General features: G+C 64.4%; 14 protein-coding genes. 8 read left to right on the top strand and 6 right to left on the bottom strand.

Annotated features, from left to right (window positions below; translation table 11 throughout):
• Positions 1–52: 52 nt before the first annotated feature.
• From AB0H00_RS14315 to AB0H00_RS14295, 5 genes are all read right to left on the bottom strand, one after another.
• Positions 53–322 carry a Txe/YoeB family addiction module toxin gene (locus AB0H00_RS14315; protein ID WP_357265719.1) on the bottom strand — a complete coding sequence of 90 codons (270 nt, stop codon included), beginning with the start codon at positions 320–322 and terminating at the stop codon, positions 53–55.
• Complete coding sequence (locus AB0H00_RS14310) at positions 322–585, bottom strand: type II toxin-antitoxin system Phd/YefM family antitoxin (protein WP_357265717.1); 264 nt, start codon at positions 583–585, stop codon at positions 322–324. The genes AB0H00_RS14315 and AB0H00_RS14310 overlap by 1 nt, the downstream gene beginning before the upstream one ends.
• Before the next feature lie 26 nt (positions 586–611).
• Complete coding sequence (locus AB0H00_RS14305) at positions 612–947, bottom strand: hypothetical protein (protein WP_357265715.1); 336 nt, start codon at positions 945–947, stop codon at positions 612–614.
• A gap of 219 nt (positions 948–1,166) precedes the next feature.
• Entirely contained in the window at positions 1,167–3,428 is a 2,262-nt protein-coding gene (locus AB0H00_RS14300) for a hypothetical protein (RefSeq protein ID WP_357265713.1), read from the bottom strand.
• Between the two features lie 114 nt (positions 3,429–3,542).
• Positions 3,543–3,953, bottom strand: coding sequence for a peptidoglycan-binding domain-containing protein (locus AB0H00_RS14295; RefSeq protein ID WP_357265711.1), 411 nt, complete (start codon positions 3,951–3,953; stop codon positions 3,543–3,545).
• Between the two features lie 660 nt (positions 3,954–4,613).
• Here AB0H00_RS14295 and AB0H00_RS14290 point away from each other — a divergent pair.
• The 7 genes from AB0H00_RS14290 (at position 4,614) to AB0H00_RS14260 (ending at position 12,679) form a co-directional block, all read left to right on the top strand.
• Complete coding sequence (locus AB0H00_RS14290) at positions 4,614–5,120, top strand: hypothetical protein (protein WP_357265710.1); 507 nt, start codon at positions 4,614–4,616, stop codon at positions 5,118–5,120.
• A 353-nt stretch (positions 5,121–5,473) separates the two neighbouring features.
• Positions 5,474–6,289 carry a hypothetical protein gene (locus tag AB0H00_RS14285; protein ID WP_357265708.1) on the top strand — a complete coding sequence of 272 codons (816 nt, stop codon included), beginning with the start codon at positions 5,474–5,476 and terminating at the stop codon, positions 6,287–6,289.
• Positions 6,290–7,205: 916 nt separating this feature from the next.
• Entirely contained in the window at positions 7,206–8,087 is an 882-nt protein-coding gene (locus AB0H00_RS14280; RefSeq protein WP_357265706.1) for a hypothetical protein, read from the top strand.
• A 449-nt stretch (positions 8,088–8,536) separates the two neighbouring features.
• Positions 8,537–8,665 (top strand): hypothetical protein, encoded by a 129-nt coding sequence (locus AB0H00_RS14275; RefSeq protein WP_357265704.1) that lies wholly within the window; start codon positions 8,537–8,539, stop codon positions 8,663–8,665.
• A gap of 113 nt (positions 8,666–8,778) precedes the next feature.
• A complete protein-coding gene (locus AB0H00_RS14270) occupies positions 8,779–10,017 on the top strand; it encodes a YcaO-like family protein (protein WP_357265702.1) in 1,239 nt (412 codons plus the stop codon).
• A 77-nt stretch (positions 10,018–10,094) separates the two neighbouring features.
• Complete coding sequence (locus tag AB0H00_RS14265) at positions 10,095–11,408, top strand: MFS transporter (RefSeq protein ID WP_357265700.1); 1,314 nt, start codon at positions 10,095–10,097, stop codon at positions 11,406–11,408.
• Positions 11,409–11,416: 8 nt separating this feature from the next.
• The gene (locus AB0H00_RS14260) at positions 11,417–12,679 is read left to right on the top strand and encodes an MFS transporter (protein WP_357265698.1); all 1,263 of its coding nucleotides are present in this window, start codon (positions 11,417–11,419) and stop codon (positions 12,677–12,679) included.
• 397 nt (positions 12,680–13,076) lie between these two features.
• Here AB0H00_RS14260 and AB0H00_RS14255 read toward each other — a convergent pair whose 3' ends face one another.
• On the bottom strand, positions 13,077–13,397 hold the full coding sequence (locus AB0H00_RS14255; RefSeq protein ID WP_357265696.1) for a hypothetical protein: 321 nt from the start codon (positions 13,395–13,397) through the stop codon (positions 13,077–13,079).
• Positions 13,398–13,651: 254 nt separating this feature from the next.
• Between AB0H00_RS14255 and AB0H00_RS14250 the strand changes: the two genes are divergently transcribed.
• Positions 13,652–17,998, top strand: a complete 4,347-nt coding sequence (locus AB0H00_RS14250) for a tetratricopeptide repeat protein (RefSeq protein ID WP_357265694.1) — start codon at positions 13,652–13,654, stop codon at positions 17,996–17,998.
• Positions 17,999–18,150: the final 152 nt, after the last annotated feature.

Here is an 18,150-nt window from a genome sequence, read left to right as displayed (position 1 = left end):
GATAGCCGCCAGTTCGGCAGTCCACGGCGCCGATCTGGATCGACGTGCGGGCTCAATCCTCGTAATGTGACCCCACCTGCACCACAACCATTTCGGCGTCGGTGACCAGATAGATCAACCGATGCTCTTGGCTGATGCGGCGTGACCAGTGTCCGGCCAGCTGGTGCTTCAGCGGCTCGGGCTTGCCGATGCCCGTGAACGGGTCATGAAGTGCTGCGTCGATCATCTTGTTCGCGCCTTTGAGCACGTCGCGATTCGTGGCGAGCCATGCCTTGTAAGACTTCCAGCCTTGCGCGGTGAAGGTGAGTTTTCGGTCCGCCATCAGTCGGCGTCCGGGTCGATCAACTCGTGGGCTTCGGTACGTCCAGATCTGGCGTCCTCGGCGGATTGCAGCAACTGCACGCCGCCGTGGGTACGCAGCACGTAGAGAGTCTCCATCAAGGAATTCCAGTCGCTCTCCGCTACCAGGACCGCGTTCTCACCGGTCTTGGACACGACCGTCACGGTTTCGTGGTCATCATTGACCTGCTGCACCAGACCGAACAGGTTCTGGCGCACGGTCGATATAGGTAGGGCTCTAGCCATGAGCGCATCCTATCAAGTCGTACAAGTTATGGTACGACAATACTTCGTGGAGCTGCTTGTTTCCCCGGCATCAGCACCTGGGTGACTGCCTCGTCGCGGCTCAGCATCGTCTTTCGGTTCAGCACGACGACAACCACCGCGGCGACGGCGAACACGTAGTTCTCCCACGGCTGGCCCTCGGGCCAGGCGGGCCCATTGAGCTGGAAATGGAACAGTGCCGGGATCAGGATGCTACCGCCGGAGATGTTGCCCATCGGCGTCATGAGGACCGACACCGCGAGTGCGCCCACGAAGAATGGGCCGAATGACCACGCGCTTTGCTCGGTCCCGCCGAGCGCGAAGGCGGGGAGTGTGACAGTCATCAGGGCGGCCTCGACAGGAGTCTCGAAGGGACGGTCGGCGCTCGACACCGACATGAGGCCGTATGTCGAGTATTCGCCGCCGATGATCGCGCCGGATCAGGAATGACCCTGAAATCGACCCTGACACACCGTGGTTCGGCCGCGAGCATCGTCGGCGAGCTCCGCCCAGCCGAGGTCGGCCAGATGTGGTCGAAACCCGTACGACTCGCGTTCAACCCTTCATCGGCCGAAGATGCGGCGAAGCACTCCGCGGTCGTAGTGCAGATAGATCCCGGCGAGGGTATCGACCAGTTCTCGGGAGCCGGGACCGCCGGACTCCGGTACGAGGTAGCAGTCGATGCCTGCCTTCCGGTTGTAGTGCCACCGCAACGGCCTGGCCTGCCGGAAGACCTCACCGCAGTACCAGGCTGCGCCGTCGAGGAACGCCAAGTGGGTCTTGTCCTCGAGCAGCTGCTCTGGCAACGGGGCCACCTCGAGGATGAGATCCTCCAGCGTGTCGAGTGATTCGGGCGAGAAGTCCCAGGTGTGATCCGCGCCGAACTGGGCGACCCAATCGGGAAAGCCGCGTTCGCGATCGGACAGCCAGGAGGCAAGGTAGTCGGCATCGGACTGCTTGCGCCGGGACTTCTTGCGTTCCCGCCGGTCCATGGCCTTCTTCGCCCGGTCCGCTCGGGTGCCGTTCACCCAGCTGCGGTAAATGCTGTTCAGTCGGTCGCGGTCGTTCTGACTGAGCATCAGACCGAAAAAGACGGCTGGATTCACGCGGGGACACAGGTAGACGATGCTCTGCGTACTGTCGTACGAGTCGAGTATGGCGATCTCGAGACACTGGAGCGGGTCGTCCGGTTGAGGTTGCCTGAGGTATTGGATGTAGCGCCAATGTGACGGTCTGACGCGGCGCAGGACTTCACCGAAGTACCAGAAGGCGCCCGCGAGAAATGTGGCATTGTCCGGGCTGAACAGTTCCCCGCGTGTCGGTGTGACGGCGAGGATGACCGACGTCAGCGCCTCCAGCGATTCCCGGGAGAAGTCCCAGGTGTGGTCCGCGCCGTAACGCGCGACCCAGTCCGGGAACTCGCGCTCGCGCTCGGCGACCCAGGTCTGCACGACCGGCGGTGCGGGGACCGGGCAGGGGGCCGGTGACCTCATCGGACGCCAGTCCCGGCTTCTCGCCCGCAGCTCGTGTGCGCGACGCTCCCACGCCGAATGCACACGGGTGAATGTCACCCCGTCCCGCCGCCGGCGAGCCAGCCGCACGAGGTCGATCGGTGCGACGCTGACCGGATCCGGACCACCGCCCATCTCAACTGTTGTGCCTGACCACTTTCCACCACCGACAAGGAGCAGCGTCTCGCCGAGATAGGCGGCGACAGCGGCATCCAGCTCAGGGTCTGGGCCGGCGTCGAGCAGCAACTCCTCGAACCGGCGGAGCGAATCCGCGGAGTGGTCCAGCGGGATGCCCACCTCGCGGAGCGACTCGAGGCGTGACGCGAAGAAGTACCCCCACATGTGCGACGGTGCGAGCCAGGCCGTTCCGGTCCACAGACATTCGGTCAGCGGAGGGATCACCGCTGGTACTTTTCGAGGAGCCCAGGACTCGATCCGGCGCAGCAGGTTCAGGGGATGACCGTCTTGCACAGCGGCATGCAGCGCGGCGGCCGGCGACCAGCTGTGGCCGCGTCTGGATTCCTGGGTCACGTCGAAGTCGTCTCGCGTCTCGCCACGGTGCCGAATGCCCCAATACGACGGTGCCGCGTGCCGCAGGATCTCCCCCAAGTACCACGAGGCACCGTCGGCGAACACCGCATTCGCGGGATCCCGGAACTGCTCCGGTGTGGGAGTGATCCGATACAACTGCTGCACAAGCGCATCGACGCTGTCGAGCGAGAAGTCCCAGGTGTGACCCGCACCGAAGCGCGCGACCCAGTTCCCGAACTCGCGGTCGCATTCGACCAACCAGACCTGGAGGTATTTGCCTTCGAACCACTCCAGTTCTTCCGGCGCAACCGGGTCCCGGCGGGGAGGGGGCTGCCGGACCGGCTGCAATTCGGGATGTGCTGCCGCGTGGGTCTGTGCGGCTTTCGCCCAGAGCGTGTATGTCTCCTCGAAAATGTCGACGCCGGACTTCTCGACGAGATCGACCGGCGCTACCGGCGGCAGGCCGAGCGCGTCGTCGGCAAACACCAGCGGCTGCCCGGCCGTGGGGCTACCCGGCGTGTCGTCCCAGTCCCAGCGACCATTCGCGACCCCGATAAGGGTTTCGCCGAGATAGGCGGCCACGGCGCCGGTGAACGACGACCCCATCTCGTCGAGGCCTGAGGCCTGAATGGCCCCCTCCAGCGGAAACAACGACTCCATCGAGTAATCCAGCACGATGTCGTCGGGCAGCAGGTCCTCCAGCAGACCGGCGACCACGCTGATGTGGTCGAACCATTCGTCGAGGTTCGACGGCTCGTCGGCCATAGTCGGGTCGGCAGCCATCCTGGACTCCTTCATGCTCAGTTCCCACGATGCCACGGACGGATGCCGCCCTAAAGAACATTGCGGGGTACTTAAAACTCGAGGCGCGGGAGCGCACGGTATGCGATTGCAGTATTAGCCGTGGCCGTACCGGTGGCAGCTGGCCTCGGTTCCTTCAAAGAACGCCCATTTCAGCTTACTGAAGGTTTCGGGCCCGAAGACGCCGTCAGTGCTGGCACCCGCCTCCCCCTGGGCATGGATCAAAGCGGATTTTGTGTTGGGACCGAAAACGCCGTCACGAGAAATATTCTGGCCATAGCACTTCCACAACGTGATCTGGAGGGCTTTGACGGCATCATTCGAGTTGCCCTGGCACAGCGAGCAGTTGCTGGGTCCCGGAAACGTCCCGACCCGGTTTCTGCTGTCCTCGGACCGGTAGAAATAGTCGCAAGTCCCGGCCGCGTTCGCGGGTGCGGCAGTCACGACGCTCAGCCCGGTGCCGATCAGCAGAACGGCGGCGATGGAACCGACCGCCTTGGTGCCCATGTTTCCATTGTTTCCCAATCTCATTGCGCATTCGGATAATTGATGTAGTTGATAGCTCGAGCAGCATTGTGTTACGTCCTGGCTACCGTTTCAACGTAGAGCAGCGTTATCGCCGAATCGAGTTCGCCGACCACTTTTTACATCCGTTTGAGATTCCAGCGCCGTCGGCGCGCCGCCATCCGCCGACCCGTCGCAGGGGAGGGCGATCGGGATCATTTCCCAGGGAACGGAATTGACCGCGGTGAAGTACTGAATCGCCGCGATGCCACCGAGGTAGCCGACGAGCTATCGCACTACCGCCGCCGCGGCGACCAGCTTTTCGCAGGAGTCCAGGATCTTGTGGCCGGCGGCGGACAGTCGCCCATTTTTCGCGACAGTGCAATGGGCATCGTGGAAGGCGGCGGTCAGATGGTCGAGGGTAGGTGGCTCGGTTGTGCACCGCTCGCATTTCTTTATATCGTTGTCCGCCCTATTCACTATCGAGGACATGGGCCCAATCGTCGTGACGTTGGTTTCTTATCGCAGTATCGGCATCGCCGATCCGAATAAAACTCATCGGGCACGGAACGGCCGACTTTTTACAATCCATTGATGTAGCGGATTATCTGGGCCACGCTGGCCACATTGATTCCATCAATGGTGGGTGCTTGAATTCTCGCTATGGATAGTGATCAGCTGGCGGCGACCGTGGACCACTCCATGCGAATAGATGCCGGTGACCTGACATGCGACGAGCCCGGGCATACTGGCGGGCACGCATGCCTGCCGGTCTCCGGCGGCGTGGACATGGACGGTCTGGTGAAGACGCTCACCAAGAGGTACGGGAGCGCAAGCGGCGGTACTGCCGCGCATCTGCGCCAGGTCCGGTGCGGCGGCCAGGAGTGGCTGCAGTTCGGAGATATTGCGTACCAGCATCATTCGAATGCGGTGGTGGTGGTCGATCCGCCACGTCGCCTGCCAACCGTCGACCTCCGTGCGACGCTCGTCCATCCCGGGCATTACCCGTGGTCGCCGAGGTTCGTGCCGACACCGGGGCCCGGGAATGCCAGCTTCGACAGCCGGTTCAACACCTCGCGCAGGTTTCCAGTGTCGGCCCGCCGTCGGTGGGTGGCGCAGTGTCCAACGGCGGGAATCCGATCCCCCGCGCGCAAGGTCAATGGACTGTAAGAAATACTCGGCCGGCTTGTCTCGGGCACAGGCCAGGGACCAGAATCTGGCGACCGATGCATTCCCGAGCCGGGGCCGGGTCCGCCCAGCTCGTGGCCCCGTCAGGAGGTTTCATGTCTCAGCCCGGAGTGCCGGAACACACCCCGGCGCCGGGGGAGCAACCCGCCGCCACGCAGGAAGGGATGCCGCCCTCGTTGCGGAAGGGAGGCGGGGCACCGCCGCATGGGCAACAGACGTCCGCGCCTCCCGAAGGGCAGCCCAGGCTGCCTCCCGACGGTGGTCAGTCGTATCCCCCTCAGGGGCAACCATTCCCGGAAGGTGGTCAGCAGTTCCCGCCGGGACAGCGGATCCCAGTGGGCGGCCAACTGTTCCCGGAGGGCCAGGTCCCGGCGGGTGGACAGCCGTACCCAGTAGACCCGGCACAGTTCCCGGCGCAGGGGCAGCCGTTCCCGCAGGGTAGTCAATCATTCCCCGGAGCTCCGGCGCAGTTCCCGCCGCAGGGCGGTCAGTCGCATCCGCAGTACGGTCAGCCATGGCCGCCGCAACAGCAACCGCGCAAGGCGCGTGGCGGCCTGATCGCGCTCGTGCTGGTGTTCGTGCTGGTGGTGCTGGCCGGTGGTGGTGCCGGTGCCTATTTCCTATTCTTCCAGGAGGATTCGAACAAGAAGCCCGCGGTAGACACATCGCTGGATCTCGCCGACGCGCCGATGGGGTGCGGCATATTCACCGAGGCCGAACTGGCTCCGTTCATTCCGGGCACGTTCACCACCGAGCCGACCAACATCATCGGCGGTGACCGGGATTACGAGAAATCGGCGCAGTGCAGCTTCTCCAACCAGAAAACCCACCGTGCCCAGGGGCAGCCGGCTGTTTGGGTCATTGTGACCACCAAGCTGCTCAAGGCGAATCAGAACCAATCCGGTGTGCAGAAGGCCAAGAGCGAGCTGAAACGCAAGCCGGGTAACGCGGTCGGGGTTCCCGGCACCGATGACGATCGATTCCGAGAATTCAAGAGTAGCAATAACAACATCAGCCAGGGTGAAATATGGTTCATCTATCACAACGTGCTCATCGGTATCACGTACCACTATGAGCGTTTGGGGCAGAACAAATTCACCCAACCACTGATGCAGATGTCGACGAAGGCGCTGGAGAAGGTGACCGGCTGATCCTGCACGGTGGCGCCGCTGGCCCTTATCGCCATCGACCGATCAAGAGGGGGCGCACTGTCGTCGGGCAGCGCAGTCCAGGATTCGGCGATCGAGAGTTCCGATCAGTAGGCGGCCCCGCGTCTGCTACCAATGACATTGCCACTATGGGTATTTCGCGGATAATCAGGTGTTGACGCCAATGCACTTCGCCCGTCGCAGCATCCAGTGCTATCAGTTCGCCGGAGTACAGCGCGACGCACACCGTCAAGTCGTCGCCGTCAGTGCGGCAGTCGAGCCATATCCCGCACCTGCCGGCGCGAGGTACGGTCCGAGTTTGCTCTCCAGCTCGTATCCTCGCAGTCGACCTCGGGGCCGGACAGCTCGGCGCGACCGATCGAGCGCTCCGGGACACTGAGCATGCTGTCGGAGTATTACGACTTTTGGCAGCGCCGGTCGGCACTGGCCGAATTCCACACGCTCGTAGTGGATCTCGAAGCGGCCGATCGTCGAGTGCAGTGGGTGTGGCGGTTGACGCTGCGTCAGTGGAAGACCGTGGTGGAAACCTGTCCCACCCGGGCCTTGGCGCTGGACGCGCTGCACCCGGGTGCGTGGAGTTGCTCATGTCCGAGCGGAGATCCACGAATACGGCGGACCTGCTGGGGATACTGGCGGCCGAGTCGCCGATCTGGTATTCCGGGCCGTGCTGGCGCCGGCCGATCAGGCGGTGGTAGCTGCGGCAGATGAGGAGGTAGCCGTATCGGATCCGGTGTCCCGAGATGCTCCAGTGTGAGGCACCGTGCCGGATTATCCGTGGGATACGGCATTCGGTAGCGAGGATGCGCGGGAAACGGACCTGATGCGGTCGGTGAATCAGGGCGACGAGCATGCCTTCGAACAATTGTGGGGCAGTGTCGAATCCGATGTTCACCGCTAAGTGCACGGCCGCGAGAGCGGCGACGCCGACGGCACCCGCGATGATGGTGCCCGGGTCGCGGGGGACCTCGTCGCCGAGATCCGTGACATCGCCCGCCGCGATGCTCGCAATATCCCGGATCAGATGACGTTCGGTGCGTGGTTGGGTGGCATCACCGTGCGGCGGATCAGGGATCATGCGGGACTGCGGGCCTGCCGACGGAAGATCGCCGTCCGCTTCGTGAACGACGCGCATGTGCGAACCGATCACCTGATGATTCGTCCGGTGTTCCAGGCGAGGGAGAGTGAGATACGAGCCGCACTGGACGACTTCCCAGGGAAACCGATACTGGGCGAAATCCCGTCCATGCGCTTCCGATACGGATTCGCGATCGACAGCACAGCGAGCTGGCTGGGGATACCGACCAGAATCGTCGAACGGCTCGAGAGCGAGGCTGTCCGGGTGCTCGTTCACCATTTCGCCGATGGTGAGGTTCGTGATACGGACACCATGGAGTGGAGCGTCGGCGATCATCGCGAAGACGAATTGTCGGACCAACTGGTGATCGACGTGTTGACGAATTCGCCCCTATCCGCGCACGAAGCGGTCGACGTTCCGCTCACGCCCGATGACGTCGAGCGGCTGGGTGGCATCCCGGTCACCGACCTTGTCGAAATGCAGCGACAGGTCGATATTCGCGGCGAGGGAGTCGGTATTCGGTTTCCGAAGGCCAACAGGAGGATCGGGGTAGATGTCGGGACCGGTCTGTCCGGGCTCGCCGACGACCGGTCCGGCGATACGATCACCATGCTGGATGTTCTTCTCGGGGCGGATCCGAGCAATCTCGGCCTGGTCGAGATTGTCGAACCGACTTTGCCGAAGCGCCCATTCCCGCCGGCGTGAGCTACATTCCTGGAGCCCGGCCGCGATGACACCCGGTCCGGTACTACATCGCTGCCCGACGGCGGTGGGACCGCTGCGAACTCCGGGCCACGAGGCCGAGCAGTCTGGGGCGACCGGGAACGGAGCGGAACGCGGTGGGATCGACGAATCCTGAGCCTCTCGCCCGTGGCAACTGCCCGGCCTACGCTGAGCCGGTAGCTGTGGTTAGCCTGTACAGTTCCTCCCACGCGCGACAGGCCGTTTCGTGGATGCGGATGGGGTTGCGGCGTATTTTCTGACTCGGGACGATTGGGACGCACCGTGAATCCACCCTCTCAAATCTTCGTAAAATCGGCTGTTCCGTGCCGCTCGGCCCTTGACGGTTGAGGAATAAAATCACAATCTATTTACGGTCACTATCGTGATCAGTAGCAGGTAATTCTGGTCGGTACAAGCATAAGGAGTGGAACATGGCATCCGGTCCCGAGAATCACGGCCCCAAGGACCAAGAAGGTCTGCCGCTGGAAGAGTTTCAAATTTCGGCAGACGAGGCGACAAGCCTTGACCGCGCTTTCGGTTTCGTGACAGCCGATCGCTGATACCCATCGCATGGTGCTCGGGCGGTGCAACCCGCCCGAGCGCCATCCGGTGGCCGATTCTCGTCGGGATCGACGGAGGGAGTGGGTCGTTGCGGGTATTGAACACTCGCCATATGGCGCCGGAAAGCGCGGTCGGTGTACTGCACGAGGAGTTGGATCGCGAAGCTCTTTCGGTACAGCTGATCACCCGGTCCGAAACGCGGACAAGTGTCGTTCGATGCCTGCTCCGCACCCGGGACGGCAGCGTGGTGGCCGATGCTTCGGGGCGCGGAGCCGGACCGCAGGCCCACGCCAGTGCACTATTCGAGGCCTGGGAGAACTTCTGCCACAATTCCGGATTCGACGCGTTACGGGGTAATGCCGATAGGATGCGGTTGATTCCGGCGAAGCAAATAGCGGATCAGCCCGCACTGCGTGGAGACGCCCTCATTCCTCGGCTTGCCGCCGAATTCCCGGATGCGCGGATCGCTTGTTTGCGGTTCGATCCGATTCATACGGGCACCGATGCACTGTGGTATCCGGCATTCGCACGATTCCCCTGGTTTTTGCAGTATCCCGTACCCGGCGAAGACGTCGGTTATCACTCGTATTTGCGCTATGCGACGAATTTCGGTACGGCTGCGGGTGTGTCGGAGCCGGAGGCGCTGCTGCACGCGCTGCTGGAGGTCATCGAAGGCGACGCCTTTTCCCTGTCCCTCCTGGACTGGTGTACCTCCGCGAATTCGGTTGCCCGGACGGTCGACCCGGTCGACCTTCCGCACGACCTTCGGCAGATGTGCGAACAGATCGAGCACGCCATGGGATCCTCCCCACTGATCTGTGAGATTACGACGGATATCGGGGTGCCGTCCTACTGCGCACTGCCGTCGCGTTCCACCTACGTGGTGTCCGGCGGTGCGGGCGCATCCACGACACCCGGTTACGCGGTCGAACGTGCCCTGGGCGAACTTCTCCAGACTCATGTGACTCATTCCGAGCAGCCCGAACGCCTGGCTCAGCTGCACCGCAAACTTGCCCGTCTCGAATCCTGGCCTGTGCTCGAGCGCTGCATGACGCTCGATGGCACCCATCTTTCGGGGAAGAGCCAACCGGTACCGCATCGGCCGTCGGGATGGTGGGATCCGCCACCAGTTTCGGTGGAGTCCCAGCTCGAGACCGTCACTAACGCTCTGGGAAAGGCTGGCCTGTCAGGCTATTACCTGCGGTGGAACTCCGTGGAATCGGCAGTCCCGGTCGTCACCGTACTCGTTCCGGGCTTGGAGACCTTCTTTCTCAGCCGTACCGGTGTTCCGGTGTTGCCGACCGGCAGGGGAATCCACACATTGCCCGCACTCGCCGGCGACGGCCGGTAGCTCGCTGCCGATTCTTCACGCCGAACGGCGCGGATCCGGCGCAGGACGGCTGATGGGTGTGGAAAGGTCGGTGGCATATGTGGTCGCACGGGTCCGGGAGGCGCCTCGGAGCACTATGGCGTCAGCACGACTTCCGGCTGTTCTGGTTCGGCGAATCGGTCAACCAGATCGGAAACTCACTGGCTGTTGTGGTCATGTCACTGCTGGCGGTGACGGTGTTGGACGCGACGCCCTTCCAGGTCGGCCTGCTTGCGGTACTCAGATACCTGCCGTGGCTGCTCATCGGGCTTCCGGTGGGAGTCTGGATCGACCGGCTGCCTTCCGGAAAGGTCATGGTTGTCACGGACCTGGTCGCTTCGGCATGTTTTGCCAGCGTCCCCGTGGCGGCCTGGCTGGACCTGCTGACCATCGAGCATGTTCTCGCGGTCGCATTCCTCTCGGGAACGGCCGCCGTGTTCTTCGATACCGCCTATCAGGTCATGGTCCCGGCGGTGGTGGACGCCGCCGACCTGATGGAAGGAAATGCGAAGCTCCGTGGCAGCGCGAGTGTTGCTCACCTGGCCGGCATCGGCCTGGGCGGCCTACTCGCCCAGGCCATCGGCGCGGCAACCGCATTGCTGGTCAATGCGGCGAGCTTTCTGGTATCGGTCGCCTGCCTGGTGCGCGTTCGCGATGTATGTGGTCGGCGATCGGACAGCCGGGTACGTCCTTTGCCGAGTGATCCCCGGCAGCCGCTGCGGCGGAGCATTGCCGAGGGTATCGGGTTCGTCGTCAAGGATCCGTATCTCCGACCCATCACCAGTTGGACCACAGTGTCGAATTTCGGGCTGGCCGGATATGACGCGCTGATCATGCTGTTCCTCGTCCGGGAGGTGGGTGTGGGGCCCGGTCTGGCCGGACTCCTGCTCACCACCGGGGGAGTCGGCGCCATTCTCGGTGCACTGCTGGCCAGGCGTATTGCCGCCGGTTTCGGAACGGCCCGTAGCCTTCTCCTTTGCGGCTTGGTCCTGAGCCCTCCTGTTCTGCTGGTGCCGCTCACGTCACCCGGGGTCGGAGTGGTGTTCTATGTCATCGGCATGCTGGTGTGCGTTACCGGCGTCGCGATGAGCAACGTCGTCGTCGCTAGCTTCCGGCAGTCGTATGCCCCGGCTGGAATGCTCGGCAGGGTAACCGCGACGACCCGGGTCCTGCTGACCGGGACAGCCCCGGCCGGCGCGCTGGCCGGTGCGATGCTCGGTACCTGGCTGGGTACGAGAGCCGCGCTGTGGATCATGCTCGGCCTGGTCGCGTCCGCCGGGAGCATCCTGTTGACCGGCGCCTTCGTCGGACAGCGCGACCTACCGCAGGCAGTCGTGCCGGCACCGGCCGTGCCGGCGGCGGCAGGCCTGTGATCCAGCAGATGAGTACCGCTACCGCCCCCTCGCCGTCCGGTGTGCTGCGCCGGCATCCCGATTTCCTGAAACTGTGGGGTGCCCAGACGATCAGCGTCGTCGGCACCCGAATCACCGAACTGGCGCTTCCTTTGACCGCCATCGGGCTGCTCGGCACATCGGCGTTCCAGGTGGGTCTGCTCGCTGCCGCGCACTATGCTCCGTATCTGATCATCGGCCTGCCGGCGGGTGTATGGGTGGACCGGCTCCGGCGTAGGCGGGTGATGATCGTTGCCGATCTGGTGCGCTTCGGTGTCCTCCTGACAGTGCCGATCGCCGCGGCGACCGGTGTGCTGCACGTGTGGTTGCTGTTTCCCGCCGCCATTGTCGTCGGGATGATGAGCGTATTCTTCGACCTGGCCTCGCAGGCATATCTTCCGACGCTGGTCGGCGCCCGGCGCCTGATCGAGGGAAATACGAAACTGCAGTTGTCGCGCACGGCGGGTGATCTGACTGGACCCGGTATCGGCGGCATACTCGTACAGTGGATCACCGCACCGTTCGCGATAGTGGCCGATGCGGTGAGCTACGTATTCTCGGCACTGGCGCTGCTACTGATCCGCCACCCGGATCCGCTACCGCCGCGGAACACCGATTCCGGGATGATCGCCGAGATCGTGGCCGGATTGCGGGCTGTCTTCACCGATCCGCTGTTGCGGCCGCTGCTGTTGGCGACCGGTGTAGGGAATTCGTTCGGGTTCTTCGGCATGTGCCAGGCGGTGCTGGTGCTGCACTGCATTCGTGAGCTGCATGTGTCGCCGGTGGCTCTGGGTATCGTGCTCGGTGCCGGCAACGCGGGGATGCTCGCCGGCTCGCTGCTCAACCGCCGGGTGACGAACCGCGCCGGGATCGGGCGGGTCATAGTGGGTGGAGTACTCCTGGCCGGTGCCGCTCTGTCGATTCTGGCGGTGGCACCTGCCGGGCCGATGGCTCCACCGGTGCTCGCCTCCGGTCTCGCGCTGGTGGGAGCGGGTGTAGCCGTGGCCAATATCAATCAGGTCAGCCTCCGTCAGTCGGTGACCGAACCCCAGGTGCTCGGCCGGATGACGGCGACCTTTCGTGTCGTGAATTATGGTGCCATCGCGCTCGGCGCCGCTCTCGGTGGGGTACTGGCCGGGCCGATCGGACTGCGCGGTGTGCTGTGGCTGGCGGCGGCGGGAGGCACCCTGGCCGTGGTGCCCGTCCTGCTGTCACCGATTCGTGCACTGCGCACCATTCCCGCCGCGGCCTGACAAATCACCACATACCGGACGTGGTGGCCGGAACAGGTTCGCCTCGATTATGCAGAGAGAAAACCCAATCCCACTCGCTCCGGCTGCGCAGTTCCTTCGCGTTGTCGTACAGCAGCCTCTGGCTCCATCGGTTATGGCCGCGGGGCTCGTTGAGGCCGTCCTCGCTGGTCCCATTGAGCCACACGTTGCCTGAGCACGTACTCATTCCGGACGCAATGAAGGCATGCCGGGCCTTATTGGCCTCCACGTCGCGGAAAAGGACCTGCTGGGGGTAATGGCCCCGCGCCGCCTTCGACCTGAAAACCCTCGAGCGGATCATGCTTCGATGGCCGGGTACTGCCACCCGGCCATGGAAGCGTAGTTGCGTGCTACGTCGGTCAGCCGCGGCCTTTGGTCGTTAGCCCTTACGCAAGTACGGGGCATCGGCGTTACGCACGGAATCGTCATTGTTGTTGACACTTCTGACTTCGAAGCGGTACTTAGTGCCCGGTTCGACGCCTTCCGCCACCGTGAGACATTTGTCCTTCTCGAGCGTCGTGAATTCCCCGCACTTGCTGCCGGGGCGCAGTTTCTTGTCACCGGAGTTGTCATCCCGATAACACACCTGAACCTTGGCATTCGCGGCGCTCTTCGACAAAGAATTTACTTTGATGCTGCCACCGCACGCGGCGGTCGTCTCGAACCAGCCGTCGTTGATCGGCGAGACCAGGTGACCCACAGGCTTGTTTTCCGCCTTCTCCGCTCGAATATCAGGGTGACGAATGTCAGCTGCAGGTAAATACCTGTGGCAGTCGATATTTCACCGTCCACGATCGACCCGTCGAGTGCGTCTCTTGGCACAATGCATCGGGTGAAGAGGTCAGGTTTGGCTGGGTTGCGTCGGCGGGCTCCGCGCACTGAGCACCGCTGCGACGAGCGCCGCCGAGCGGATCGAGGCGCTGTCGTGCCTTCGACCGGACGTTGAGGCAACCTGTGGTTGCTGTCCCGGCGGCGGGCTTTCCCCGGTCGCCCGAAGAATTCGCCGACGAGCTGCGCCTGCTGGTGGCTGATGCGGTGTGGGAGGTGTCGCGGGATGCGGACACCACTGTGGTCTCGGATCTGGTTGCCGCGCTGGATCTCTGGGCGGACCATCTGCTGGTGGCGCGAGCGGCGGCAATAGTCATAGATACCGCCGCATTCGAGCCGGAGCTGCAACCGCTGCATCGGGCACTCGTACGGGCCGCGCAGGGCGAATGGGCCAAAGATCCACGGCCTTCGCAACGTGTCCAGAGGCTGCGACGGCGAGCGGCGCGCGAACACGAGGAGGAATGCTCCCTGGTCGCCGCGGATCTGCTCACCGCGGCCATAGCGCTCTGCGACGACCAGGCCATCGATCGGGTTCCGGGCCTGTTGCGGGTGGCGGAGCTGCTGGGGGAGCTGGTGGCTGTCCTTGCCGAGGCCGCCCGCCATGATCCGGACGACGAGGCCGAGGTGACCACCCGGGGTGCTGTGGCGGGCCGGCGGCTGATCGAGATCTACACCGAACTGGTCACGGTCGACCGGGTCGCCCACCTGGCTGCGCTCGCCGAGGCTCATATGACGGCCGCCGGCTTCGTGGAGTCGGTGGACGGGTACGCGGCCGCTGCCGAGCTGTCCGAGCGCGGCGTTCGTCTCTACGAAGAGTTGGCGGAGGTCAGCGGTCTCTCGAAGCTCGGCGCTCTGGACCGATCGTGGTCGGAGCATATCGCCTTGGCGGACCGCGGTGGATTCGAGTCCGTGGTGCGGAAATGGGAACAGCATCGCGGCGAGCGGCTGCGCCGGTACGCCACCGCGATCGCTCCTGCCGCCACCTTGTATGCGCTGTCGGATCTCACCCGGCTGCTACGGCGGCACACCCTGTACACCGAGGCGGTGACCGTATCCGAGCGGGCCGTGTCGATGGCCGAGGCAGCCGCCGCGACGGATGAGTCCGTGATTGCCCACCTGGCCGAGGCGATGCGCGGCTACGGCTACGATTTGCACTGCGTCGGTCGCCGTCCCGAGGCGGTGGTGGCGTGGTGGCGTTTCGTCGAGCTTCGGCAGCGCATCCGCGATCGCCCGGGCACGAAGTGTGCGACCGCGGTGGCGAACGGCTTCGACGGGATTGCCGCGGCGGCGGATGAGTTCGACGATCCGGACGCAGCCATCGAGTTCGGTGCAGGAGCGGTTCGCGAATGGTCCCGGCTGGCCCGGCAACACCAGCGGCATCTGCCGGAGTCGGTGCATGCGCTTCGCGCCCAAGCGGATCGGCTGAGTGCGGCCGGTCGAGGCGTCGAGGCGTCTGATCTCTGGGAACGAGTGGTCGAGCAGGCCGGGAAACTGGACGCGATCGACCCGGAGCAGTACCGGCCGTGGCTGGGCTGGGCGCTGACCTGCGCCACTCTGGCACATCTGCACGTGTGCGACGAGCGCGCGGATTCCAGTTCCCGCGCGGCGATCGAGGTGATCGAGCAGGTCGCCGCGGCGGTACCGGACAACGCGACCGCGGCGCTGGCCGACGCACTGCACAACCGCGCCCTGGTACTCAACCAGCTCGACGACTATCGGCAATCGACAGCGCTTTTGGCTCGGGCCGTCGCACTATGCGAGGAGCTGGTCGAATCCGGTGACGACGACGATCGCGCATCATTGGCCAACATACTGTGTACGTGTGCCACCACACTGGCGCGTCTCGGCGATCTCGATGCAGCGCTGGGATACGCCACTCGCGCGGAGACGATCTACGCGGAGCTTTCCGAGCGCGATCCGGAAGGGCACACCGCGGAGCTCGCGTATGCGCTCGGCAAGGTGGCGGCGATCCAGATCGATATCGGCAATCGCGATCATGCGCGGGCCGCGGCCATGGCGGCGATGGAGATCTGCGACCGATTGGCATCCGGACCCGACCAGGATGAGCATCGGGCGGCGGCATTGCACGCCTTGGCGCGGTCGCTGATGCAGGATGGCCGGCCGTCGGAGGCCCTCGACCAGTCGACATTGCTGCTGGAGTTGCGGGAGCGGATGGCCGCCCGCGACCCAGCGGGCGAATCCGCGGAACTCGCGGTCGCGCTGGGCAATCACGCTGTGTACCTCGCCGATAGCGCTCGACCACTCGAGGCCGTCGAGTACGCGCGGCGGTCGCTCGAGCTGTTTCGACAGCTGTCGGAGTCGAATCCCGTCCCCTATCGGGAGCATCTCGCGTCCGCCTTGGACCGGTACGCGCAATGTCTGGCCGACACACGTCGGCATGAGCACGCGGTCGAGGTGTCTGCTGACGCCGTCGACCGGTTCGATCGGCTACTGGAGGACGATCGAGCCCGGTATCTCGAGGCTGCCGCCCGGTGCCTGGACCATCACGCTCAGCGGCTGGATGCGGTGGGACGCGGCGCGGATGGTATCGACATCGCGGGGCGCGGCATAGCCATGTTCGAAGAACTGGCAGCGATCGACGGGCGCACCCATCGGCCGTCTCTGGGTACGAGCCTGCTCAACAGCGCTGGACTGCTCACCGATTTCGGACGCAGTGCGGAGGCACTCGAACAGGCCGATCGCGCGGTCGCGATATTCGAGCAATTGGCTTGTGAGCCACCGGATTCCCGAGCGCTGGATCTGGCCCGGGCACTGCACAATCGGTCGTACGCCCTGGATCGTCTCGGCCGTCACGACGATGCGGTCGTGGCTCAGGAGCGAGCCGTCCGCATCTTTGCCACCGAGGCGGCATACGATCGGCGGTCGGTACTGGAGCAGTTGGCCACGACCACATACAATCTCGCCTGCCGGCTGATTAACGCTGGCGACTGGCCGCGGGCGCGCGAGCATTCGCGGGCCGGCGTGCGACTGTGGCAGGAACTTGTCGACGGTGATGCCGAATTGCATCTACCGGATCTGGTGCACGTCCTCGGCGAACATGCCCGTTTCTGCGGTGCGGAGCACGAATGGGAGGAGGCCGCCGCTTACCTCGAACGCGCCGTATCGGCCTGCAAGGAGCTGATCGCCCGCGATCCCGAGCAGTACCGCTCCCGATGGGTGGAGGCGGTACAGCAGCATGCGTGGGCGCGGTGTCAACTCGGTCAGCGCGACCGGACGGCGGCGGAAATCAAACGTGCCCTGTCGATTTGGCGTACCGCGTTCGCGGAAGACCCGCAGCGGTCGTCGCCGTCGCTGGCCGCCTGCGCGGCGTGGGCGGCGCGGATGTGGCTGCACAACGGTGAACCAGAGGCCGCGCATGAACAGCTTGAATGCAGTGTCGGCCAGTACCATTCGCTCATCTCGGACGGAGCTGATGACCTGGTGCCGGACTTGATCGATGCGCACCACCGGTACGCAACGACTCTGTGCGAAACGGGATATTCGGAGCAGGCGGTGACGCGGTTGGCGGAACCGGTTCGACTGATGCGCGCACTATTCGAAAGCGATCGTGCCGCACACCGATTCCGCATGGCCGATCTACTGCGTGATCTGGCATCGTGCTGCTCGGAAGCTGGTCGGCGCCCGGAGACCGTCGCCGCAGCGCGGGAGGCGCTGGCGCTGCTGGAGGAAGAGGTGGCGGACAATCCCGAGTCCAGTGCCGAGGACCCGTATTGGCAGCTCGCCGAATTCCGCGTTGCCCTCGCCGATGCCCTCGCGGATATGGGTCTGCTGGCCGATGCTCTGCACAACCTCGACGAGGCCGTACCGCTGTGGGAGGAGTTGGTCGAGGAGTACGACGACGCATCCCGCGAGCTGGCATGGGCACTGTGGCATCGGGCACGCTGGGAGGCGGAGCTCGGAGTCGACGATCGCACTGTGCTGACACTGTCGCGGCAGGCTGTCGACCTATACGAACAGGCGTGGGAGCAACAGCCGTACAACGGTGCCGACTTCGCCGGATCACTGGTAGATCACGCCCGCCATCTCGCGCGTGCCGGGCGCAACGCCGATGCGCTGGACCACAGTTCCCGTGCGCTGCGGTTGTGGGAGAGCCTCGTCGAGGACGAACCCCGCCAGCACGGGCCCGGCCTCGGCGATTGCCTGCGCTGGCACGCTACTCACCTGGCGGCGGCCGGTGCGGATGATGCCGCCATCGACTGTTCCCGGCGGGCACTGGGATTGGCGGAGGAAGCCGTCGCGTGGATGCGCCTGCGTTACTTGCCGCAGTTGGCCGCCATATCTCGCGAGGCGGCGCTGTTGCTGCGTGACCGCGATCCCGTGGAATCCTGTGCCCTTGCGAAGCGTGCCGTCACGCTGTACGCGGAATTGGCTGCCGCGGAACCGGGTGCGTTTGCCGACCGTCTGGCCGACGCGGAGGACACCGTTCATCGAATCTGCCGACCACGAATCTGAAACCGCGGGTCGTGACGACGGTTTCGCCGATCGAAGGGAAGGGCCAGCCAGGCGGAGATCACTATTCTCTATCACAACGTGACCATCGATATTCTGTACCACTACGAGGGTCTCGGTACGACGAAGTCACCCGGCCGCTGATGGAGATATCC

The organism is Nocardia sp. NPDC023852, from assembly GCF_040639505.1.
Taxonomy (GTDB): domain Bacteria; phylum Actinomycetota; class Actinomycetes; order Mycobacteriales; family Mycobacteriaceae; genus Nocardia.
This window is presented reverse-complemented; position numbering and strand designations above follow the sequence as displayed.